At 43.6% G+C, this 23,713-nt stretch carries 23 protein-coding genes; 14 read left to right on the top strand and 9 right to left on the bottom strand.

What is annotated here, in order from left to right:
- Positions 1-4: 4 nt before the first annotated feature.
- Positions 5-361 (bottom strand): hypothetical protein, encoded by a 357-nt coding sequence (locus tag ACU1JV_RS14585; RefSeq protein WP_413987248.1) that lies wholly within the window; start codon positions 359-361, stop codon positions 5-7.
- A 546-nt stretch (positions 362-907) separates the two neighbouring features.
- On the opposite strand from ACU1JV_RS14585, the gene ACU1JV_RS14580 reads away from it, so the two are divergent.
- The 5 genes from ACU1JV_RS14580 (at position 908) to ACU1JV_RS14560 (ending at position 5,481) form a co-directional block, all read left to right on the top strand.
- Positions 908-2,407: a malate:quinone oxidoreductase gene (locus tag ACU1JV_RS14580; RefSeq protein WP_013373848.1), complete on the top strand. Its 1,500-nt coding sequence runs from the start codon at positions 908-910 to the stop codon at positions 2,405-2,407.
- A gap of 374 nt (positions 2,408-2,781) precedes the next feature.
- Positions 2,782-3,360, top strand: a complete 579-nt coding sequence (locus ACU1JV_RS14575; RefSeq protein ID WP_413987247.1) for a TetR/AcrR family transcriptional regulator — start codon at positions 2,782-2,784, stop codon at positions 3,358-3,360.
- An 80-nt stretch (positions 3,361-3,440) separates the two neighbouring features.
- Positions 3,441-4,001 carry an NAD(P)H-dependent oxidoreductase gene (locus ACU1JV_RS14570; protein ID WP_413987246.1) on the top strand — a complete coding sequence of 187 codons (561 nt, stop codon included), beginning with the start codon at positions 3,441-3,443 and terminating at the stop codon, positions 3,999-4,001.
- Between the two features lie 21 nt (positions 4,002-4,022).
- A complete protein-coding gene (locus ACU1JV_RS14565) occupies positions 4,023-4,733 on the top strand; it encodes an SDR family oxidoreductase (protein ID WP_413987245.1) in 711 nt (236 codons plus the stop codon).
- 172 nt (positions 4,734-4,905) lie between these two features.
- Positions 4,906-5,481 (top strand): histidine phosphatase family protein, encoded by a 576-nt coding sequence (locus tag ACU1JV_RS14560; protein WP_413987244.1) that lies wholly within the window; start codon positions 4,906-4,908, stop codon positions 5,479-5,481.
- Between the two features lie 90 nt (positions 5,482-5,571).
- Here ACU1JV_RS14560 and ACU1JV_RS14555 read toward each other — a convergent pair whose 3' ends face one another.
- Both ACU1JV_RS14555 and ACU1JV_RS14550 read right to left on the bottom strand, forming a co-directional pair.
- Positions 5,572-6,639, bottom strand: coding sequence for a DUF4367 domain-containing protein (locus tag ACU1JV_RS14555; protein ID WP_413987243.1), 1,068 nt, complete (start codon positions 6,637-6,639; stop codon positions 5,572-5,574).
- A complete protein-coding gene (locus ACU1JV_RS14550; RefSeq protein ID WP_413987242.1) occupies positions 6,600-7,190 on the bottom strand; it encodes an RNA polymerase sigma factor in 591 nt (196 codons plus the stop codon). Before ACU1JV_RS14550 ends, ACU1JV_RS14555 begins: the two co-directional genes overlap by 40 nt.
- A gap of 267 nt (positions 7,191-7,457) precedes the next feature.
- Between ACU1JV_RS14550 and ACU1JV_RS14545 the strand changes: the two genes are divergently transcribed.
- Complete coding sequence (locus ACU1JV_RS14545) at positions 7,458-8,537, top strand: elongation factor G (RefSeq protein WP_238791070.1); 1,080 nt, start codon at positions 7,458-7,460, stop codon at positions 8,535-8,537.
- A 63-nt stretch (positions 8,538-8,600) separates the two neighbouring features.
- Here the strand turns inward: ACU1JV_RS14545 and ACU1JV_RS14540 are convergent, their stop codons facing one another.
- Complete coding sequence (locus tag ACU1JV_RS14540) at positions 8,601-10,046, bottom strand: DEAD/DEAH box helicase (RefSeq protein WP_137079554.1); 1,446 nt, start codon at positions 10,044-10,046, stop codon at positions 8,601-8,603.
- 286 nt (positions 10,047-10,332) lie between these two features.
- On the opposite strand from ACU1JV_RS14540, the gene ACU1JV_RS14535 reads away from it, so the two are divergent.
- Positions 10,333-10,743, top strand: coding sequence for a YjdF family protein (locus ACU1JV_RS14535; RefSeq protein ID WP_413987241.1), 411 nt, complete (start codon positions 10,333-10,335; stop codon positions 10,741-10,743).
- Positions 10,744-10,892: 149 nt separating this feature from the next.
- On the opposite strand, the gene ACU1JV_RS14530 is transcribed toward ACU1JV_RS14535, so the two are convergent.
- Entirely contained in the window at positions 10,893-11,474 is a 582-nt protein-coding gene (locus tag ACU1JV_RS14530; RefSeq protein WP_264217067.1) for a TetR/AcrR family transcriptional regulator, read from the bottom strand.
- Positions 11,475-11,794: 320 nt separating this feature from the next.
- Here ACU1JV_RS14530 and ACU1JV_RS14525 point away from each other — a divergent pair, with 320 nt between their 5' ends.
- The 5 genes from ACU1JV_RS14525 to ACU1JV_RS14505 all read left to right on the top strand — a co-directional run bounded on the left by ACU1JV_RS14525 (position 11,795) and on the right by ACU1JV_RS14505 (position 16,183).
- A complete protein-coding gene (locus tag ACU1JV_RS14525) occupies positions 11,795-12,856 on the top strand; it encodes an LLM class flavin-dependent oxidoreductase (protein WP_016324914.1) in 1,062 nt (353 codons plus the stop codon).
- 26 nt (positions 12,857-12,882) lie between these two features.
- Positions 12,883-13,821, top strand: coding sequence for an alpha/beta hydrolase (locus ACU1JV_RS14520; protein ID WP_413987240.1), 939 nt, complete (start codon positions 12,883-12,885; stop codon positions 13,819-13,821).
- Between the two features lie 294 nt (positions 13,822-14,115).
- Complete coding sequence (locus tag ACU1JV_RS14515) at positions 14,116-15,072, top strand: endo-1,4-beta-xylanase (RefSeq protein ID WP_013373834.1); 957 nt, start codon at positions 14,116-14,118, stop codon at positions 15,070-15,072.
- A gap of 188 nt (positions 15,073-15,260) precedes the next feature.
- Positions 15,261-15,812, top strand: a complete 552-nt coding sequence (locus ACU1JV_RS14510; RefSeq protein WP_413987239.1) for a TetR/AcrR family transcriptional regulator — start codon at positions 15,261-15,263, stop codon at positions 15,810-15,812.
- Positions 15,812-16,183, top strand: a complete 372-nt coding sequence (locus ACU1JV_RS14505) for a DMT family transporter (RefSeq protein ID WP_016822518.1) — start codon at positions 15,812-15,814, stop codon at positions 16,181-16,183. The genes ACU1JV_RS14510 and ACU1JV_RS14505 overlap by 1 nt, the downstream gene beginning before the upstream one ends.
- Before the next feature lie 107 nt (positions 16,184-16,290).
- Here ACU1JV_RS14505 and ACU1JV_RS14500 read toward each other — a convergent pair whose 3' ends face one another.
- From ACU1JV_RS14500 to ACU1JV_RS14490, 3 genes are read right to left on the bottom strand one after another with little or no spacing between them, the layout of a single operon-like run.
- A complete protein-coding gene (locus ACU1JV_RS14500) occupies positions 16,291-17,637 on the bottom strand; it encodes a GntP family permease (RefSeq protein ID WP_413987238.1) in 1,347 nt (448 codons plus the stop codon).
- 26 nt (positions 17,638-17,663) lie between these two features.
- Positions 17,664-19,202: a gluconokinase gene (gntK, locus tag ACU1JV_RS14495; RefSeq protein ID WP_126666313.1), complete on the bottom strand. Its 1,539-nt coding sequence runs from the start codon at positions 19,200-19,202 to the stop codon at positions 17,664-17,666.
- On the bottom strand, positions 19,195-19,926 hold the full coding sequence (locus ACU1JV_RS14490) for a GntR family transcriptional regulator (protein ID WP_413987237.1): 732 nt from the start codon (positions 19,924-19,926) through the stop codon (positions 19,195-19,197). The genes gntK and ACU1JV_RS14490 overlap by 8 nt, the downstream gene beginning before the upstream one ends.
- A gap of 213 nt (positions 19,927-20,139) precedes the next feature.
- On the opposite strand from ACU1JV_RS14490, the gene ACU1JV_RS14485 reads away from it, so the two are divergent.
- On the top strand, positions 20,140-21,435 hold the full coding sequence (locus tag ACU1JV_RS14485; protein ID WP_013373826.1) for a GntP family permease: 1,296 nt from the start codon (positions 20,140-20,142) through the stop codon (positions 21,433-21,435).
- 21 nt (positions 21,436-21,456) lie between these two features.
- A complete protein-coding gene (locus tag ACU1JV_RS14480) occupies positions 21,457-22,602 on the top strand; it encodes a glycerate kinase family protein (RefSeq protein ID WP_413987236.1) in 1,146 nt (381 codons plus the stop codon).
- Between the two features lie 25 nt (positions 22,603-22,627).
- Here the strand turns inward: ACU1JV_RS14480 and ACU1JV_RS14475 are convergent, their stop codons facing one another.
- Positions 22,628-23,668, bottom strand: coding sequence for a CdaR family transcriptional regulator (locus ACU1JV_RS14475; RefSeq protein ID WP_137079550.1), 1,041 nt, complete (start codon positions 23,666-23,668; stop codon positions 22,628-22,630).
- Positions 23,669-23,713: the final 45 nt, after the last annotated feature.

Below are 23,713 nucleotides of genomic sequence, written 5' to 3'. Positions count from 1 at the left end.
TAGTTCATATCAAAAGCCCGGTTACATCCTGATACCCCATACTAACCAACAATTCATTACCATTTAGCTCATGCACTTTCTCCACTGTCACATCTAACTCCATACAAAGTATATACTGTAACACTTCAGCAACATACTTAGGTTGGTTAAGATTAATAGAATATTGTTTGCCCTCTCTCATCACCCGTAATCCCTCATTCAAAGGGCTACCAGTGACAATTGTATCTTTAGTAGTAAACAGAATTATAAATTTTATATCTTTATTTTCAGAAATAATAGTCAACTTGGATCTACAGTAAATATCTCTGACCGTTCTATAATTCCACAAATACGTATTTCCACTAACTACTATTCTCCTCATAGCACTCTAGTCTCCATTCCTACAAGGATGGCAGAATCATTGCGGATTCTGCTTCTTTAGCATTTCAGTCCGGAAGCCGTTCTTACCTGACAAAAAGAAAATGTTTCAAAAACAGTCCAGGTCATGGGGTATCTTCACCACCTGTCCCTTATTTTACTTGATTTCTACGCATTGTACAGTTGGCGTACGGGTCCTAGATGAATCACGTGTTAATTCTTGAAATCCCACATAACAATTCCTGGTTATTCATATACATAAACTGTTGATTTAATTATTGGGAAGCTGTAATCCACGGGAGTAACAAAAACAGCTAGGTTTCTTATAAAAAAACGGAGTTCAATTCTTATTTTCGCGAAGAAAATTCTCACTTTTTAGCAGAAATGATTTATAATTATCAGATAAAAGTAGATATAATTTTTAAATGATTATATTTAAGTTATAATGGAGATAGAAAAGGTATGTTCCTGAGTGGAGCCTTGCTTCTTGAGTCAGTTAAGCAGGAGGGCCTGCTCTTTTTTGCAAATATAAGAGATAAGGAAGGTTTTTATGAATAGTATTCAGAAAAATACAGACGTTATCTTAATTGGTGCCGGGGTCATGAGCGCGACTCTGGGATCATTGCTGAAAGAGTTAGCACCGGAATGGGAAATTAAAGTGTTTGAGAAACTGGCAAGTGCAGGAGAAGAAAGCTCTAACGAATGGAATAATGCAGGCACGGGTCATGCTGCACTGTGCGAGCTGAACTACACATCCGAAAAATCAGACGGATCTGTAGATATTCGTAAAGCGGTTAATATCAACGAACAGTTTCAGCTCTCAAGACAGTTTTGGTCTTTTCTTGTCAACAGTAATTTGATTCGTAATCCACAGGACTTTATCAGGCCAATACCCCATATGAGTTTGGTAATGGGTGAAAAAAACGTATCTTTTTTAAAAAAGCGCTTTAAAGCGCTTTCAAGTGTTTCCCTGTTTCAAGGCATGGAATTTTCCGATGACCCTGAAAAGCTAAAGGAATGGATTCCGCTGATTATGGAAGGTCGTACATTGAATGAACCAATTGCGGCAACCAAAATCGACTCTGGAACAGATGTCAACTTTGGTGCTTTAACACGCATGTTGTTTGACCATTTAAAAAGCAAAAATGTCGAGATTAAATACAAGCATAGTGTAAAGGATATTAAACGTGCGAGCGACGGCTCGTGGAGAGTCAAAGTGCATAATCTGGATAACGGAAAAATCGAATATCATACTGCCAAATTCGTTTTTATCGGTGGTGGTGGCGGAAGTCTACCTTTACTGCAAAGAACCGGCATTCCTGAGTCCAAATATATCGGGGGATTCCCGGTAAGTGGACTATTTATGGTATGTAACAATCCTAAAGTGGTCGCCCAACATCATGCAAAAGTATACGGTAAAGCGAAGGTTGGTGCTCCTCCCATGTCTGTCCCGCATCTGGATACAAGATACATCGGTAACCAAAAAGCACTGCTGTTTGGACCATTTGCCGGCTTCTCACCAAAGTTCTTGAAAACGGGTTCAAACTTGGACCTGATTGGTTCCGTAAAACCCAATAACCTCATTACAATGTTGGCAGCAGGGGCAAAAGAGATGGCATTGACCAAATACCTGATCCAGCAAGTGATGTTATCGAATGAAAAGCGTCTGGAGGAACTACGCGAGTTTATTCCCAACGCCAAAATCGAGGACTGGGAGATCGTGGTAGCAGGCCAGCGTGTGCAGGTGATCAAAGATACGGAGGGCGGTAAAGGGACCCTTCAATTTGGTACGGAAGTGGTGAGTTCGGCTGATGGTACAGTAGCTGCATTGCTTGGGGCTTCTCCGGGTGCTTCCACTGCTGTGCACGTTATGCTGGAAGTATTAGAAAAATGCTTCCCACAGCATATGGACGAGTGGGAACCGAAAATAAAAGAGATGATCCCTTCTTATGGGATGTCACTAGCGGAAAACCCAGAGCTTTACCAAGAAATCCATAATACCACAACAGAGACGCTGGGTCTGGGCGAAAAAGAACCGCTGCATCATTAATTTTTACATGGCTAGTAAATTCGATCATCCAAATATTTTTAATAAAATACACAGTAATCTTACGATACGTATTCAAGTCGTATAAGCGACAACGCCAAGCGGTGGGAAGCTCCCCACCGCTAAAATGATTATTTTACGAGTGCAAAACTTTGTAATGCTTCTGTGTTTATCGGTGTCTGCTATAGTGACTGCAGTAATTATGGAACGGGTTATAAAGGGAAAAACAAATAATTCTTTACCGACCGTTCCCAATATGTTAGGATAAAGCCAGACAGAGAAGAAAAACATATGCGATGACCAATGTAGAACGATCGTTTCCAAAAGGTCGATCCATTTAATCCAGACATATTCTAAATGGTCAGGGGGTAGATAGAATGGCCAGGAGCAAAGAATTTGAAGAAAACGTTGTTCTGGAAAAGGCCATGAAGCTGTTCTGGGAGCAGGGGTATGAGAAAACCTCGATGAATGATCTTGTCGAACATATGGGGATTCATCGAAGAAGTATCTATGATACCTTTACCGACAAGCATACCTTGTTCCTCAAAGTGATGGACCGATTCGGAGAGCGTATTAACGGTAGGTGGGCAGCAGGCATCAAGCAATCTCGGACGGCTAAGCAGGCACTTCAGTTCATTTTTGACTCCATCATTAACGGTGAAGAGGACGTACCGCCCGGCTGCATGTTCGTGAATTCGGCTGTTGAATTAGCGATTCGGGATGAGGACATTGACGAGATAGCGACGAAGGCCTTTGCAAAATCGGAGGAACTGCTTGCAGAAATCGTAACGTGGGGACAGCAAAACGGCGAATTTACACAGCAATACGAAGCGAAGGAACTGGCTGAGTATCTGCAAAATGCCTTAACGGGACTAAGGGTTATGGTGCGGACTTCCGTTCCGAAAGAAAAGCTGCAACGGATAGCTGAGTTAAACCTACGCATTTTAGAGACATAGACGATAAACGAAAACAAATTTTTTTCATTTTTCTAGAACGATCATTCCCATAAACTTTGAAATAGCAAAGGAGAGTTAGTATGAAAACATTAATCATCGTTGCACATCCAGATTTGCAAAGTTCCCGAATGAATCGAGCCTGGACGGAAATCATGAGGCAGCAGCCTGAAACGACCGTACATGTGCTGTATGAAGCCTATCCTGACCAGCAGATTAATGTCAGCCGTGAACAAGCTTTGTTGGACAGCCATGATCGAATCATTTTCCAGTACCCGCTCTATTGGTATAGTACGCCGCCATTATTGAAGCAGTGGTTTGATGAAGTGTTGGCATTCGGCTGGGCTTTTGGACTCGGCGGGGAGCACTTGAAGGGCAAGGAAATCGGCATCGCCATCTCGACGGCAGGAACTGCGGCCTCATATCAGCCCGGCGGCTACAACCTGTTTACGATTCGGGATATCGCGAAGCCGATGGAGGCGCTGGCCAACTATGTGAGTGCCCACTATCTGCCGCCTTTTGCTATCCATAATGCGAACCATGTGACGGATGAGCAGATTACCGCGAGCCAGGCTGCATATGTCCAGCATCTGGCGACCGTGCGTCATGTCCAAACATCTGATTTGATCACAATCAATAAATAAAAATCGAGGAGGAAATGAATCATGACAAATAAAATCGCATTAATTACCGGAGCAAGCAAAGGAATCGGACTGGAGGTTGCTAGACAACTGGGGCAGCAAGGTATAACGGTATTAGTCGCTGCACGTACGAAAACAGCAGCAGATGAAGCAGCCGCCGGGTTGTTGCAAGAAGGCATTCAGGCAGTCGGTGTGAAGCTCGAGGTGACGAATTCTGCACATATCGCAGAATTGGCCCAATTCATCAAGGATACTTACGGACGGCTGGACATTTTGGTCAACAATGCAGGCATTTTGGCAGAAAAAGCGGATTATGACGGGGATGCTTTCAGAGATACTTTTGAGGTGAACACGTTCGCACCCTATTTGATTACAGAAGCACTGTTGCCGTTACTGCTAAAGAGCAAAGCAGGCAGAATCGTCAACCAAAGTAGCGCTATAGGCTCGATTCAATTTCAGTTGACCAATGAACGGGTGCAGCGTCTTGCTACCCCGGCTTATGCGGCATCTAAAGCAGCTTTGAATATGCTGACGGCCTACTGGGCGCAAAAAAATAGCGGGACACATCTGAAGGTCAATTCCGTACACCCCGGCTTAGTCAAAACGCAAATGGGTGGGGAAAAGGCGGAGCTGTCGGTGGAGGATGGAGCAAAAACGGCGATCCGACTGGCAACCCTGCCGGAAGAGGGTCCAACAGGCGGATTCTATTACATGGATGATCAGCTTCCGTGGTAAAGCTTTATTTATTGAAAGAAAAAGATTTATATGACATCGTAACAGCAATTATCAATTCGTGTATGGTGAGTGCAGACTGATTGGTCATACCGAAAGATTTGCTCTAGAATTATAATTAATGGGAGGTTTCAGGAATTACGAGAACAAAACGATATCCTTTAAGGAGGCTATTTTGGAAACTTTCATTTACATGGTGAGACATGGCGAGTCACCAAAGACGGAAGGAAATGAAAGAACAAGAGGTTTAACGGATAAAGGTAAATCAGATGCTTATCGAATAACTGAATTATTGAAGGGAGAGGGGATCGAGGTTTTCGTTTCAAGTCCATATCAACGAGCAATTCTGACCATTCAAGAGCTGGCTCGGCGTTCAGGACAAGAAGTTTTGGTATTCGAAGATCTTAAAGAAAGGATCTTTTTGAATGAAGACCACCGAATGCCCGATGCGGAATTATTTCCTTTGTTAGATAAGTCATTTTCTGATCCAAACTTTGCTTTACAGGGAGGAGAGTCTAATACGGCTTGTCAGAACCGAAGTATAGCAGTTCTAAAAGAATTGTTAAAAACCTATCGAGGACAGAAAGTTGCATTAGGCACTCATGGGGCGATAATGACGTTGATGATGGGGTATTATGACAAGCAGTACGACTTGAATTTTCTACTACACACATCCAAACCAGATGTATACAGAATGAAGTTCAACGGTCAGGAGTTAATAGAAGTTAAAAGATTGTGGTATACGCCGTAATGTTACGGGAGAAATAGGTACGAAAACGTTGCTCAAAGAGAGACCGTCCTTAGTACAGGATAGTCTCTCTTCAAAACCTTTCTGTAACATCTATTGCAATGAAGCATTAAGCAAATCCTCAGCTATTTTAACCAAATCATCTTTGGTCAGCGGGCTGTCCTGGTTATCGGATATGTTGTAGTGTAAATGTCTTTTTTCATCGAGCCATCCCAGTCGATTTTTTCCTGCTTCCAAGGGCCTGCTTGCTTCACTTGCCCTGATGTAATAGGCCTTGGTTCCTTTGATTGTCAATTGCTCAGCCGAATCCTGTTCATTTTGCATGATGGTTGTCTTTGTGACTTCAGGAGTGTATTTGGTGACGGTAATGTTTACATAGTCGTTTCCTCTCGCATACCGGGCAAAGGAGGAGTCTGATTTGTTCCATCTCAGCTTTTGAATAAACAGATTTTCACCCTTCGGTGCAGCTTTGGCCTGTTGCATCAGTTTATCGGTTAAAGCTCGATATTCCTTTTTATTCATCATCCCAGGATATGCAGCGATTGGATAGACGTATCCGAATTCAAACTGATAGCCATCCGGTAGATGAGTGAGGTTGCTGAATAATGGAGCCTCAGTACGCTTGATTTCATCTTGTAAGCTGTTGAAACTTGAAAGTTCTGCCGGTTTGTACGCAAACAGGGCCAGATTAGATAGGTTGTTTTGATTCATAGAATCGTCTTTGACGTAATAAGCGGCATACTCTCCTGGTTGCAAACGGTTCTTCACCTCTTCGTTCCACCGTGTGTAGGTGGAGGAATACGTTTTGGAGGCGTCCGTTTCGGCAGGTGTTTTGGCGGTATTTAATACAACGTCGCCCTTACTGTTGCGGAATTCAAGATATTGTGAAGCTGCGTAACCGGTCACAGAGGCCCCTACTACAAAAAGCAAAATCATGATAGGGACGGTGATACGAGGCTGGAAATGGATTTTTCCTATATTCCCCTTTTCGAGCGTCGCCTTTTGGTAGACCTGTTCCATCACTTTGTCAGAGACGTCAAAAGCCTGGATTTTTAAGGCATTCTCTGGCTCGGTTAGCTTGTCCATGTTTTTGAATCCCCTGTCTTGCAGATCGGTGTATTTCAGGCTTTGTTTTTGAGTTCTGTTTTGTAACTCACGCATTTGTGATCCTCCTTTAGGGGCTCCATTATTTTTTTGAGCTTTGTTTTTGTTCTGCCGTATTTTTTCTTGATAGCTCCCTCACTTTTGTTCATGATTTCCCCGATTTCTCCAAACGTTCTCTCTTCAAAAATGCGCAGCACCAGCAGGTTACGCTCCTCCGCGCTCAGTTGGTCCAACGCCCGGCTCAGCGGTTCACTGAAAAGCTGACGTTCCATAACCTGCGCTGCACTGTCTGAAGTCATGTTAGTTGAGGTGAACAGGCTAAGTTTAAATTTGCGCTGTAGATTCTTCCTGCGAATCAGGTTCAGGCAGTGATGATAGGCCATTTTATACAGCCAGGAGGAGAAGCCCACTGTCGGCTTGTACCTGCTAATTCTCTCAAAAGCATTGACGAAAATATCCTGCACAGCCTCTTCCGCCTCCTGCTCACTTCCTAATAGCCTCCAGCAGTACACAAAAATCTGACGCTGATACTCCTTTACAATGTAGGCGTAATCCTGGATCTCGCCAGCTTGAACTTGTTTGATTCTGTATTCGATTTCCTCATTCAAAGATGTAGGCACCCCCTCTGATCAAAAAGAAAATTATATCTGTATAACAAACGAAGATGACCGAAAGGGACACTTGTCTAAAATTTTTTTAAGTGTTCTATCAACTCTCTAAGAGAATACGATAAAGCAGAACAATTATCACCCACGTGGTTAGTTTTATAGAATTAAAGGTATATTGTGGAAGTGAGGGGATGGTAAAATGAAATTAAGATATTCCAGTAATAGTAGGCCCATCTCGTAAATAAATAGGAGAGGACACAGTTTCTAATGAATGAAAATGCTAAGAAATATAATTTTGATAATGTGATGCTTTACCTTCATGATCAAATGAAGCTGCTACCTAACTTAGAATCAAAATATATTGGATTAACCATGCCATTTCCTCGACAAGCTGCGCTACGAAGTAGGATTATTGAAAGTATTGAGACATTGAAAGCATACGATGAGGACGTTTGTATTGCTGTTCATTTTAATCAATCTGATGCTGGGACTATTGAATATAAGAAAATAGTTTTTATAGGAACGGATTATTTGCATCTAAAGAAAATCGCTGATTTTATGAAAAGACAAGACATTAAACTGGATATCAAAGACACCTGTATACTCTATAGAGAATGTACTGCTGACTTGAATATAAATTTAAAAGGCAATCATTCCAGAATAACAAGTTTAAATGACTTATTTGCTGGAGTTGAAATTCATATTGATCATTTAGAGGCTGGAATGGGATATCAATATGAAAATAAACAAGTGAAAGAAGATATTATTCATTATTGCTGTCATAAAGACGATGAGGAAGGTAAGGAGCTTGGATACCAATTATTTGTAAAATCGTTGAATTACTTCTCCAGGAGATTATTAGCTGAAGGATTTGTATTAGGGTATCCTGCTGTAGATTCAAAAATTAAAATAATGAAGGCCTCTTGTTCAATGTGTTTTTATCGAGATTATTATTACATTAATGGAGCACATGTATCGCTCAAAACCGCTATGCTTGAGGCAGATTGGCAAATATGCGAACCATTGATGCAGGTCCATATGACCTGTAACAAGCTATATTTCGAAGGGAACTCCTTTTTTAGAGAGGTAGAAAATCTATATATACTCAAAGACGAAGATGATTGTAAGCTGTCTTTTAAATCTAGACTTTCCACAATCATAGGTGTTCTAGAAGAGATGTATGATCACAAACAGGATGTTTTGGACTTCCATATGGAATTGGACAGCTATGTGCCAGTTGAAGATGTTACTCAGTTAAAAGAGAAATTCAAAGTGATTAATAATATCGATAAATGGAAAGATGAATTAGAGGAGCAAGAGATGAACTCGGCCATCCCGCCTGTATAGCTTACGAAAGCCATCGGCCGTACTGAACGGGATTGCCTCACTCTTTTTTATACAGCGTACCTTCTACTTATGCCCTTTGCGTACCTTTAAAAGCTTGCCCTTTACGGTAGTATTCTTCATAATCTCAAGCACCAGTGGGCCCTTGCCATTCAGAATCTCAACATCTGTCACATTATCCAGAATCGTAATGATCCCGATATCATCTGCCGTTACCCCGTCAAGCTTAGCGATGGTACCCACAAAGTCGACAGCTCTAAGTTTCTTTTTCTTACCGCCGTTAAAATTGAGCTTCATAATCTGTTGGTTTAATTGCTCGCGTTTGTCGTTTTTGAGTACAGTTTTCACATGTAGTTTCCGCTCAAAATCTTTTCTGCGTAGATCAACAGCCTCTTCTGAGGGGGCCTTTACTTGCGGAATTGCAAATCCGATATATGCTTCGATATCAGCTAATCGTTTGCTATCTTTAGGAGTGATTAGAGTAATGGCTTTCCCTGTTTTGCCAGCACGTCCTGTACGTCCTGTACGATGAACATAGCTTTCCTTTTCAAGGGGAATATCGTAGTTGATGACATGGGTGATATTCGTGATATCAATCCCTCTGGCGGCTACATCAGTTGCGATCAAGTAACGGAATTGTCCCCTTCTGAATGCGTTCATTACCTCAAATCGCTCATCTTGCTCCATGCCGCCATGGATGCGATCACATGGATATTCGAGGTCAGCCAATGCTCTGAATAGTGTATCTACATGTTCCTGCGTACGACAGAAAATGATGCAGCTGTCAGGGTTCTCAACAATGAGCAGATCCTGTAGCAGAGCCAGCTTGTCCGCCTCCCGCACCTGAATAAGAGAGTGATCAATCGTGGCTGTGGTTATACCTGTCGCCTTAATCTCAATTTCCACAGGATCGTTCATATATTTACGTGACAGTTTGGCTACATCTTCGGGAAAAGTAGCGGAAAACAACATCGTAACCCGGTCATTAGGCAGTGCCTGAATAATCGACTGAACCTGCTCGATAAAGCCCATATTTAGCATCTCGTCAGCTTCATCAATCACGAGATAGGCAATTCGATTTAAGGATAGCGTGCCTCGTTCAATATGGTCTAGTACACGTCCGGGCGTACCTACAGCCACATGTGTCCTTTGTTTTAGCTCGGCCTTTTGTATATGAAAAGGATGTTTCCCATAAAGAGGCGTTGCTTTTATCCGCTTAAAGCGTCCAATATTCGTGATGTCTTCAGTAACCTGTAATGCGAGTTCACGGGTTGGTGTCAGGATTAAAGCTTGGGGTTTATTCTCATTCCAATCTACTAGCTCACACAGTGGAATACCATATGCTGCTGTTTTGCCGCTGCCTGTTTGCGATTTGGCCACAAGATCCTTCTTCTCAAGGGCAACGGGAATAACCTCCGTTTGAATTTCTGTTGGCGTCTCATAGCCCAGGCTATTCAGAGCCCTCACAATTTCTTCACTTAATGGGTAATCTGCAAAATGCTTTTGACTCATTCTCAACCTCTTCTGCGCTGTATTTAAGTACCATTACATATATCATGTCATCGTGTATCGAACTTATACTCAACCAGTATACTCTATTCCAGCTACACTCTAATACATATCAGCGATTAACTTGCTGTTTTCCAGTAAGGCAACTATACTTTTTCTGAGACGAAAAAACACAGTCTGGTTGGTAGTCCAGGCGCATGGACGACTCTATAATTGCAAGAGTGCCATGTCAGTAACCTTCCCCCCCTCGGGATGTCCATCGTTTCGATTTAAAATGAGGGGGATTCAAATGAAGCTTACGATTTATCATGATGGACAGTATTGGGTTGGAGTCATGGAGGAGCAGGACCAAGGGAAATTGAAGGCAGCCAGGTACATTTTTGGGACAGAGCCTAAAGACGAAGAAATTCTCCATTTTATCCGTGAGGAAATGTGGGAACTTGTTAGTCGGCTTTCACAAGAGGTGGCTATAAAGTGGTCTGAAACGAAGAAGGTCAATCCGAAGCGGCTAGCAAGGCAGGCAGCGTATGAATTAAGGCGGAAGGGAGTCTCTTCCAACGCACAAGAGGCTTTAAAGTTAGAGTATGAGAAGCGCAAGTTGGAGAAACGTACCTACTCTAAACAGCAAAGGGAATCTATGAAGGCACGGATAAGGGAATTAAAGGAGAAAAAAGCGAAAGAAAAACATCGCGGACATTAATAAAACCTCCCTCCCTATCCGCCACTGTAACGCATGTTTTATATCTGCATATGTGAAAACATGTGTTACACACACAAAGGGCACCCGACTGGGTGCCCTTTAAACTGTCGTATAGAGATTGCTATCCGCTAAAATGAATCCATTCCAAATTACTTAAGCAATGTGAGTGTTACTTCTATTGTATTATCAATAAATGATCGCTCTGGACGAGACTTTATCATGACGGTCAGACCAATTAACGATACAACTAATGCCTGTGATACAGCCTTCGCATCTAGTCCGATCTCAAGCTCACCTGATTGTATACCTCGTTCAATGGTTTCTTGAAAAATGACCGCCAGGTACATTTGATGCTCCCTTGTAAGAATTTCAAACTTCTCATCATGGGGCGCAAGTTCAACCATTGTATTAATGCAAAAGCATCCTTTTCTAGGATTTTCCGCAAACTCCTCTTCAACCACACCCTCAAAAAAAGTACGAAATGCTTCTTTTACAGATGGAATGCTTTGAAGTTTGGTTCGGATTAAAGAAGCACGGGACATCGTGTATTTGCGTAGCGCGGCTTCGAACAATTCTTTTTTGCCCCCAAAAGTGGAATATATACTGGGGCGTTGAATTTCCATTCTGGAAGTTAAATCACTTAATGAGGTGGCTTCATATCCCTTTTCCCAAAATATTTGCATAGCTGCATCTAAAACTTTCTCTTCGTCAAATTCGCGGGTTCGTCCCATAACAATACCTCTCGTTACTCATGATTTTATTCTTAATGGCTCCATGTATCTGATTATAATGTTCAGTGACATTCATTTGATTACCAATTAGTACGTTATTATCTTATAATTAGTCCTTAAAATTGTCAAATGAAGGTTGGTCTTTCCCGAAAAGAGGAGGTGAATATGAAAGAATAATCAAAGTGGATTTACTATGACTGTTGACAGTATTCTTTTTTGTGAGTTATATTTACTGGGGAAAATAACATACCGGTTGGTATGATATTTATTGTTATTCAATTGGCACACAAAGAAAGCTATTAGAATGGGAGAGATAGACCATGGAGATAGGTATTACCTCGTTTGTAGAGACAAAGCCTGATGTTCAGACAGGCGAAGTGATAAGTCACGCACAGCGGTTGCGTGAAGTTGTCGAGGAAATTATCCTTGCTGATCAAGTGGGACTTGATGTGTTTGGTGTAGGTGAGCATCATCGAAAGGATTATTCGGCATCTTCACCAGCAATGGTGCTGTCCGCGGCTGCAGCGCAGACGCAACGGATCCGGCTAACCAGTGCAGTGACGGTGCTTTCTTCAGCTGATCCGGTGCGCGTTTTTCAAGACTTTGCTACGCTGGATGGTATTTCAAATGGACGTGCCGAGATTATGGCGGGTCGAGGTTCTTTTATTGAGTCTTTTCCTCTGTTCGGCTATGACTTGGATGACTATGATGAGCTGTTTGAACAACATTTGGAACTTCTCCTTAAAATACGGGAGTCCGAAAAGGTAATCTGGAAGGGCGGTCATCGGCCAGCCATTAACAATTTGGGCGTGTATCCCCGGCCAGTTCAGAATCCTTTACCAATATGGGTAGGTAGCGGGGGGAGGCAGGATTCTGCTATTCGTGCAGGTCTGTTAGGACTGCCCTTGATGTTGGCGATCATTGGAGGGAACCCGATAAATTTTGCACCGCTTGTCCAGCTTTATAAGAAGGCAGCAGCGCACGCTGGTCATGATGAATCGCAGCTTAGGGTTGGGTCGCACTCGATAGGATTTGTCGGAGAGAATAATGAGCGAGCGGCAGATACATATTTCCCCTCTACGATGGCAGGTATGAATAGATTGGGCAGGGAGCGAGGATGGGCGCATTATGATCGTTCCAGCTATGATGCCGCGCGCAGCTTTGAAGGTGCGCTGTATGTTGGCGATCCCGAGACGGTTGCCCAGAAGATCATTCATCTTCGCAAGCATGTAGGTGTTACACGCTTTATGCTGTATGTTCCGTTAAGCACGATGCCGCATGCCGAGGTGATGAGAGCCATTGAGCTACTTGGAACAGAGGTAGCACCCCGAGTGCGGAAGGAAATAGCCAAGTGGGAAGCGGAGACGGAAAAAAGACTATAAAATAACCTAACATAGGAGTGATTCGCATGGATTTTGAAAATCGTTTATTACCAGAATTAAGGTCAGTAATTGCACAATTCCCCGGTTTCCAACTAGAGGAGAATTTAGAACTGAGCAGAAGTTATTTGTCGAGTCCGCCTATTGAGCAGTCGGAACACGTACGCACGACAAGCCGGATGATTCCAAGCGTTGCAGGCGAGATATTAGTCAAAATCTACGAACCTGCCCAGCGAACTGACGTTAAGCTTCCGGCCATGCTGTGGATTCACGGGGGAGGCTATGTAATGGGGCATCCTGATATGGACGATGCTTTGTGCGAACGCTTCGTGCAGGCGGCTAATTGCGTCGTCGTATCGGTCGATTATCGACTTGCTCCCGAGCACCCCTACCCAGCTGCCATCGATGACTGTTATGCCGCTTTGACGTGGATGACCGATGAAGCTGAGCTGCTGGGCATCGACTTGGACCGGGTCGCAATTGCTGGTGCAAGCGGGGGTGGCGGTCTAACCGCAGCACTTGCTTTAATGGCTCGTGACAAAGGCGGACCAGCCCTTATCTTCCAAATGCCGCTATATCCGATGATCGACGACCGCAATGTTACGGCATCAAGTCATGAAATTACGGCCGATAATGCACCATGGAGCCGGAAGAACAACTTGACGGCCTGGAACATGTACTTGGGTAATCGTACCGAAGATAGCGAGGTCTCCCCATATGCGGTGCCGTCGAGAGCAGAAAGCTTGGCTGGTCTGCCGCCGACCTACACGTGCGTAGGGCAGCTCGATCTATTCCGAGATGAGACGATCGAATATGTGGCACGCCTTGCCCAAGCGGGCGTTGACGTCGAATTTCATCTGTATCCCGGCACATTCCACAATTTTGAAGGGATGATTCCTCAAGCAGAAGTAAGTCAACGCGCCAGCCAAAGTTATGTAGACGCGATTGCAAGAGCGCTTAATCCTTAAATAATTAAGGAGCGGTCTTCAGGTGATATGCTCCCAAGAAGATAGACAGGTTGAATAATAAAACCTACTACTGTGAAGGGGGTATATCACTTTTCGCAGCAGCCTTTTCTTTTCGTTTCAGAGTTGTTTGGGATTCGTGTTGTGGCTGTTCTGCAATGATGTAAGATTTTTCGGGTAAAATCTATACTTTCACATGTAGCAGAAAACAACTATTCATTCTTATAATTGGAAATGTAAGCGCTTAAATTATTGAGGAAGAGTATTATCAAATTATACGTGTGAGGAGGAGATTTTATGTTAAGAACTAAAGTGGGCAAGCTGGTGAGCAGTTTGGCGTTGGCGGGTGTGTTGTTATCATCTGTTCTGGTCAACCAGGCTGATGCTGGCCTGGCAAATGGAAGCAAATTTCTGGGGAATATCATTGCGGGCAGTGTCCCTCCTAGTTACGGGACATACTGGAATCAAGTGACGCCGGAGAACTCGACTAAGTGGGAATCGGTTGAAGGCAGTCGTAACAACATGAACTGGTCGCAGGCGGATACCGCCTACAATTATGCCCGTAGCAATGGTTTCCCGTTCAAGTTCCATACGTTGGTATGGGGTGCCCAGGAGCCAGGATGGGTTAAAGGACTGTCGGCTGCTGATCAGAAAGCGGAAGTGACTCAGTGGATTAAAGCAGCAGGTCAGCGCTATCCGAATGCGGCGTTTGTAGATGTGGTGAATGAGCCGTTGCATCAGAAGCCGTCCTACCGCAATGCCATTGGTGGTGACGGGTCGACCGGATGGGATTGGGTCATATGGTCGTTCCAACAGGCCAGACAAGCTTTCCCGAATGCCAAACTGCATATAAATGATTATGGTATTATCAACGACCCTTCTTTAGCCGACCAATATGTCAATATTATTAATCAGCTCAAGAGTAGAGGCCTGATTGACGGTATTGGCATTCAATGCCACCATTTCAGTATGGACAACGTCTCAGTCAACACGATGAATACTGTACTAAATAAGCTGTCGGCGACCGGGTTACCGATCTATGTGTCGGAACTGGATATAACTGGGGATGATAATACTCAACTTGCCAGATACAAAGAGAAGTTTCCAGTCCTTTGGCAAAACCCCTCAGTGAAGGGAGTTACGCTTTGGGGGTATATCCAAGGACAAACTTGGAAAGATGGTACACATCTGCTGAACTCTAACGGCACGGAACGTCCTGCGCTCCAATGGCTGAGACAGTATCTGAAGAGATAAGCTATAGGTGGCACTTAAAACCCAACAGATGCGGACTTTTGCTAAATATCCGGGCTGGGTAGTTGTTTATTTAAAGAAGTCTTGGCTGAAATGTTACACGCCCAAGGCTTCTTTTTATTTAGCTTAAACGTATCTTTTGATTGAAATAAAACCGTCTGGACGGTATAGTAAAATAGGTGGTGATCAGAATGAATACAACTAAAAAAACATTAAAAAGAGAATTAATCCTTAAAGCAGCTTCTATAATTGTACAAGAAGAAGGAGTAGAAAAATTAACGTTAGAAGCGGTGGCTAAGAAAGCGGGAGTAAGTAAGGGAGGATTGCTTTACCATTTTCCGAATAAAGATGAATTGATTCTGGGGATGGTTGAACAGCTATCGACCAGCTTTATCACCGAATTTAATGAAAGGGCAGAAAACGATATGCATTCCCAAGGTAGATGGACTCGCGCTTATATGAATACGTCATTTTCCGGGGATCAGGATGCAAGTGACCTGTATACCGCTCTCTCAGCAGCACAATTTACGAACCCTCAAATGCTCAAGCTGCTTCAGGATGAGTATGCGAATATCCAAAATAAAATCGAAAACGACGAATTGGACCCGGTCCGTTCTACGATTGTCCGATTAGCTATAGACGGTTTGTGGTTTGCCGAAATGTTCGGACTCGCTCTTCCTAATGAAGAATTGAAGCAAAAAATTATAGAAGAATTAAAGACATATATAAAGGAGAATGAATGATGGCTTATTTTTTCTTGGCAATCTCTATTGCTAGTGAGCTTATTGGTACTTCAATGCTTAAAGCTTCAGAAGGTTTTACGAGACTGTATCCGACTCTATTCACGATTGTCGCGTTTGTAATCTCTTTCTTCTTTATTTCACTAACCCTCAAGACACTTCCTCTTAATATGACGTATGCCATTTGGTCAGGGGTGGGGGCTGTTGCTACAACGGTGATTTCAGTATTGATTTGGAAGGAGAAAATCAATACAGGGAGTATCGTAGGGATTGCTTTAATTGTTATTGGCGTGGTGGTATTGAACCTATTTGGTGCAGGACATGGTGAGGCCAAAGGAACAACAGAAGCAACCAGTTCAATCGTCCAAAAATGAAAAAGTATAATATCACTCCAGTTTGTAAAGAGGCGGTAGATCCTCACTTATCGACTTAGAGATTCTAAGAAAGATAGGTGGGGGATCTACCGCCCTGAAATCATGGTTTATACGAATAAACTTAGTATTAAGATGAATCCTAATCCGGCTACAGAAATAATGGTTTCAAGCAATGTCCATGTGGCAAAGGTTTCTTTCATGCTTAAACCAAAATACTCTTTAAACATCCAGAACCCGGCATCGTTAACATGTGAAGCTATTAAGCTACCCGCTCCCGTGGCAAGCACGACTAAAGCAAGATTAACGTCAGATTGTCCTAACATCGGAATTACTAAACCAGCGGTTGTTAAGGCTGCAACAGTCGCAGAACCTAGGGAAATACGTAAGATTGCAGCGATGATCCAGGCCAGCAGGATGGGTGATAATGTAGTTCCATTGAATAAATCGGCTACATAGTCACCTACGCCGCCATTAATGAGTACTTGTTTGAAGGCTCCGCCTCCCCCAATGATCAAGAGCATCATCCCAATATGAGTAATAGCAGTTGTACAAGATGCCATTACATTTTTGATTGGAATTTTTCTTGCGATTCCCATGGTATAGACGGCAACCAGTAAGGAAATCAACATAGATGTTGATGCATCACCAATAAAACGGATCGCTGCCAGTAAACTATTATCCTCAAATCCCATTGTTTTTTGAAGCAAAGTAATAATCGTAGCAATCGACATTAAAATGACAGGAAGCATTGCAGTAAATACACTGATTCCGAATCCAGGAGTTTCCTCAGACTTAAATACTTTCTGTTCACCTAAAGAGGCAATATTACCGGTTTTCGTAAATGATGCAGGTACGAGTTTTTTGGCAAGCTTCGTAAATACAGGGCCAGCCAAAATAACGGTTGGGATAGCAATAATGAAGCCATAAAGTAAAACCTCACCAAGGTTGGCGCCATATTCACCAGCAATCACGGTTGGTCCTGGATGTGGAGGTAAGAAACCATGTGTGACGGATAAAGCAGCGACCATCGGAATACCGAGATATAAGATAGAAACCTTTAATTCTTTTGAAATAGCAAATACAATTGGGATTAATAATACTAACCCTACTTCAAAAAATAACGCAATCCCGATAATGAATGAAGCAGCTACGACCGCCCATTGAATATTTTTTTCACCAAATTTGTCAACGAGGGTCATGGCGATTCTTTGGGCACCACCAGAATCCGCGATCAACTTCCCTAACATCGCTCCGAGTCCAAAGATTAACGCTAAGTGACCCAATGTTCCGCCCAATCCAGCTTCAATGGTTTTAACAATTTCCTCTAATGGCATTCCAAGGGCTAAGGCTACACCGAACGATACAATGATTAAGGAAATGAAGGTGTTTAATTTGAAGCCCATGATTAAAACGAGTAATGCTAAAATTCCAATCCCTACAACGACTAATGGCATTGTAATTACCCCCTGTATTTATCCTTTTAGTGTTTAATTAAGCCTCTTTGGTAATGAGCAATCCGTGTATAATCGTCTTCCAATACTCTGGATAGGTTAATGAAAATCGGCAGCAACTTTCTATATTCCTTGGTTGCTTCTTCTTTGGGTGCATGTTTGTTGGTACTGCCAATCATTTCAGAGACGACTTCAAATGATTGGATTTTTCCAGTGGCATACAAGCCTAAAATACAAGCTCCTAGACAAGAACTTTCGTAGCTTTCTGGAACGACGACTTCAGATGCGAATATATCAGACATCATTTGCCGCCAAACATCTGACCTTGCGAAGCCTCCTGTAGCTTGGATTCGGGTCACGGGACCATCCATGCATTCGGTTAGGGCCAAAAATACGGTGTATAAATTGTAAATGACTCCTTCTAAGGCTGCGCGAATCATATGTTCCTTTTTATGTGACATCGTTAAACCGAAGAATGAGCCACGTACGTCTGGATTCCATAAGGGTGCACGTTCACCAGCGAGGTAGGGGTGGAATAACAATCCATCAGATCCTGGCCTTACGCGTTCAGCAATTTTAGTTAACACATCATATGGATCAATTCCTAGTCGTTTCGCTGTTTCTACTTCTGATGAGGCAAGCTCGTCACGAATCCAGCGAAGGACCATCCCGCCATTATTTACCGGCCCGCCAATGACCCAGTGCTTTTCCGTTAACGCATAACAAAATATTCTTCCCTTTTCGTCTGTTTGTGGCTTGTCTATGATGGTTCGAATGGCACCGCTTGTCCCAATGGTGACGGCAACTTCGCCTTTTCGTATCGCATTGACACCTAGATTAGAGAGAACCCCATCGCTGGCTCCAATGACAAATGGTGTTTGTGGATCGATACCCATCTCTTTTGCTAAAACTGAATTACAGTCGGTAAATATTTTGGTTGTGGGTACGAGCTCAGATAGTTGGGAACGGGTTATCCCCGCAATTTTTAAGGCCTCTTCATCCCAATCCAGCTTTTCGAGATTCATCATGCCCATGGCTGAAGCCAGGGAATAATCAACAACATATAGATCAAAGAGCTTTTTGAAAATATATTCTTTAATTCCGATATATTTTTTAACCTTGATAGCGATTTCAGGAAGGTCATTCACAATCCAGGCTATTTTAGTTAAGGGTGACATGGGATGAATGGGTGTTCCTGTTCGTCTATAGACTTCTTGGCCGTTCAACTCATCTTTTATTAGATGTGCCCACGCTTCGCTGCGATTATCTGCCCAAGTGATACAAGGTGTAAGTGGCCGGTCGTGTTCATCCATTGCAATGACACTATGCATGGCACTGCTAAATGAAACAAACGATAGCTTTTTTTGTGAGTGATGTTTCATGATATTGGAAGTCGCTTGTAGGACTGCCTGAAAAATCTCCTCGGGGTTTTGTTCAGCTGTCGCTATATCTGGTGTATAAAGCGGGTACCCAATATTTTCTTGTTGGATGACCTCGCCTTTTTCACTAAATAAAACGGCTTTTGTACTGGTGGTTCCGATATCTATACCTAACATATAGTTAGTCATTTTGTGGCACGGCTCCTTTAGACAGCAGTTGTTGGGACATCCATAAGTCTTCTACTTTACCTTGAACATCATCAAAGTTTACATGTAAAGACTTAATCATAAGGTCTCTATCTTTTGCCTGGATTGCTTCAATATAAAGCTCATGATTTTTTACAATCCGCGTAAAGTCTTCATACTTTTCTTTGAAACGCATACGCATCGACAACAGAATAAGGCTTTCCATCACGGGCTTTAAATTATTCCAGATCATCAGGATATATGAATGATTAACTGTACGAATAATCGTTTCATGGAACAAGACATCTTGATATGAAAATTCATCGGCATCACTGTATTTGACCGCGACCTTCATCATTTCGAGTATTTTACTAAGTTCCTTTGCTAAATCATTCGTGTCCATCTTTATAAGACGTTCAAATACGAAGGATTCTATAAGTAGACGAACATCATAAATTTCTTCTATTTCTTTCTCTGATAGCCCCATAACAACGGCACCCATTCTTTCTAAGCGGATGATATTTTCGGAAGCCAGTATTTTTAACGCTTCACGAATAGGTGAGCGACTTACAGCAAAATCAGCAGCCAATTTATTTTCAGATAATATGGTACCGCTTTCAATTGCACCAGAAATGATGCGCATTCTAAGCTCGGATGTTACACGATCACCAGCAGAGGCTTTTAGAAGCCATTTGGAGGGATATAGGAATTCACTGGATTGAACCATAAATTCACCTTCTCATCAAGCAAGTATACTTGTATACAAGTATTATAATCTAAAATTTTAAATTTGCAAGCGTATTCATTAGATTATTTTTGTAAGCCAGTTCGGTTTTTTTGTGCAAATGCACAATCAATTTCGTCTGTTCTTCAATATAATTCACACTCTGCAATCGATATAATGAAAGCGTAATCAAAAATTGCCCGGGGGGTTAGACAGATGGAAGGGTTAACGATCAGTTGGATAGGAGCTCTGGCAGGGCTGGCTATTGCAATTATTTTGATATTGAGAAAGCTGAATCCGGTTTACGCCTTATTTTTGGGAGCTATTGTAGGCGCTTTATTGGGCGGAGCCAATCTGGAGCAAACGATCAGCGTGTTAATTAGTGGTACGCAAAGTGTGATGGGGACGGTCATTCGTGTGCTCGCGGCCGGTGTATTAGCAGGCGTGATGATGGAGTCTGGGGCAGCGGAGACGATTGCACAGGCTATTGTAAAGAAGTTTGGCGGCAGTAAAGCGATCCTTGCCCTAGCGTTAGCGACGATGATTATTACAGCAGTAGGCGTATTTATTCCCGTCGCAGTGCTAATCGTGGCACCTATTGCTTTGTCGGTTGGGAACAAAATGGGGATATCCAAGCTGGCTCTCCTGCTGGCCTTGTCTGGAGGCGGAAAGGCGGGAAATATTATCTCTCCAAATCCCAATACGATTGCGGCGGCGCGTGGGTTTAATCTGGATTTAAGCCACGTTATGTTGGCGGGTGTGGTACCTGCGATATGCGGATTAATCATGACGGTTCTGGTAGCGTCTATGTTGAAAAACAAGGGCGTGAAGGTATCCGAACAGGATATTATGGATAGTGATGTCGATACGTCGAAGTACCCAGCATTGGGACGGGCAATTGTAGCCCCGGTGGTAGCCGTTATTTTGCTGATGATTAACCCGATTGGTTCCATCTCTGGCATTGAAGCACTGTCGAACTTCAAGGTCGACGCGATGTACATTTTGCCGATCGCCGGGATTGTAGGTATGCTGGCCATGGGACAAGGGCGCAATATACTGAAATATTCGGCTTCCGGTTTGAATAAAATGACGGCAACCGTGCTCATCTTGATCGGTGCAGGTGGGATTGCGGGTCTGATTTCTGCGTCTAATTTATCTGCTCAGGTAGTTGGCTTGATTGAAGCTTCGGGAGTTTCTGGCACATTTTTGGCACCGCTTGCAGGGATTCTGATGGCGGCCGCCACAGCATCGACTTCAACTGGCGTTATTTTGGCGACTGGCTCGTTTGGGGAAGCCATTCTGAACATGGGAACAGCCCCGTTAGCTGCCGCTGTGATGGTGCATACAGGAGCTACCGTCATTGATTCCTTACCACAGGGAAACTATTTCCACGTTACGGCAGACAGCATGAAAATGAGCATTAAGCAACGGATGGGATTAATCCCTTATGAAGCTATTGTGGGCGGAACTATGGCGATTGTAGCAACAATCATATATGGATTTATACTTTAATATTCACGATGGGGTGACAAAATGAGAGAGAAAACATTTGTACTGGCACCGGACTCTTTTAAAGAAAGCATGACGGCAAAGGAAGTGTGCATCGCAATGGAGAAAGGGCTGCGCAAGGTCTATCCGACAGCCCATTATGTCCACGTTCCGATGGCAGACGGCGGTGAAGGAACGGTACAATCACTGGTGGATGCGACAGGCGGACAGCTTCGTTACATGGAGGTGACCGGACCGCTTGGAGAACCTGTAAATGCGGCATACGGCTTGCTGGGAGACGGCACCACTGCGGCAATCGAGATGGCATCTGCCAGCGGAATCCATCTGGTTAATAAGGGCAACAAAAACCCGTTAAAGACAACAACCTATGGTACAGGCGAGTTAATTCGGGAGTGTCTGAACCAGGGAATTCGAAAAATTATCATTGGCATTGGCGGAAGTGCCACGAATGATGGCGGTACAGGTATGGCAGAAGCGCTGGGCGCTAGATTTCTGGATGCAGCAGGCAATCCTCTTCCACGCGGCGGCGGCAGTCTGGGCGAGCTGGCCAGTATTGATATTTCATCACTGGATGACCGCTTGCAACAGGTGCAATTGATTGTAGCCTGTGATGTGACAAATCCGCTCTGCGGAGAGCATGGGGCATCCCGTGTATTCGGCCCGCAAAAAGGGGCAACGCCAGAAATGGTGCAGCAATTGGATGCCAATCTTGCCCATTATGCGGATGTGGTGAAGCAGCAGCTGGGCAAGGATGTACGCGATCTTCCGGGCGCAGGTGCAGCAGGTGGCTTGGGTGCGGGCTTATTGATTTTTACTCAGGCGACGCTGCAAAAAGGCATTGAAATCGTGATTGAATACACTGGCTTAAAGCAGAAGCTAGCCACGGCCGATATCGTATTGACGGGGGAAGGCGGCATTGATTTCCAGACCAAATTCGGTAAAACTCCGTACGGAGTAGCTCAGGCAGCCAAACAATCCGGCAAAAAGGTCATTGCGATCGCAGGTTATATCGGGGAAGGGATCGACACGCTGTACAAGGAAGGAATAGATGCAGTGTTTGGCATCGTGCCGGGAGCCTCGGAGCTGGGTAAGCTGCTGGCCGAAGGACCGCAAAATGTAGAGCGTACGTGCGAGAATATCGCAAGAGTACTTCAATTCAATGAGAAATGAACGGATTCTCGCGTGATCCGGCAGTTTATTGATACAGCGCCAATAAGCCGTGCGTAAGCTCAAAAAGCTGAAGGAGATTCCGGGGATCTTTGCCAGTTAAGGTATGGATGCGCTTCAGGCGGTATTGCAGTGTATTTCGGTGAATGTTTAATTCATCTGCGGTGAAGGAGACACTGCCGTTATGGTTAATAAAGCTTCGCAGCGTATCCAGCAAATCCACGGTATCTTCCAGCTTGCTAACCAGATGAATCGTGTTGGTCAGGTTGGTTTGGCTTAATTTGACCAGAAATTCGACTTCAACAAAAGAAACGATCTGCACAGGCGGACGCAGTGCTAGTAAAACATTCATAGCGGACTTGGCTTGCATATAAACATTGGCAATGCTGTGTTCTTGTCTGCTGATGGCAAGCAGCACATCGGGATGGCTGCGTACAAGTGGTTCCAACAGTTTGGCGGTTGGTTCCTGATTTTGTATCAGGATGAGATAACTGTCTTCCTCCATCCGAAAGGATGGGTGCTGCATCAATATATTGGATAACTCGGCCAAATGAGCAGGATCTGAAGGAAGATGCTTTACATATACAGCCGAAGTTTTGAGAAGCAAATCAATGTGATATTGAGCAGCTTCTTTTTTTATTTTTTGGGTGTAGGCTCCCTGATGATTTAACAGCATTTCCAGTACGGATTTTTTACGGTTGGCCTCGTGGGCCAAATGCTCCAAGGAAATGCGCTGTTCAATGAGAAGAGATACCGTAGTTTTAACAATATTGCAAAAAGGACGCACTTCGTCAGGATTGCCTGAAATACCAATGACACCGACTAGCTCATGATGAATGACAATTGGTTCATTGGTTCCCTTTTTCTCGTAATGTCCGTCCTGCCACACTTCAATCATTTTCCCGGTTTCGAGCGCCTGAACAGCCCCTTGGTGAATGGTTCCGATTCGTTCACTCTCGCCGCTGCCAATGATGATGCCTCGTTCATTCATAATATTGATGTTGTATGGAATATCCTTCATCATTTTGTCTACGATGTCTTGGGCTTGTCTTTCGGAGAGCGGAAACAAATCAGGATTCCTCCTTTATCTAGTGATGTAAGGTGTTTTACTATA

It is taken from the genome of Paenibacillus sp. T2-29 (assembly GCF_052921365.1).
This window is presented reverse-complemented; position numbering and strand designations above follow the sequence as displayed.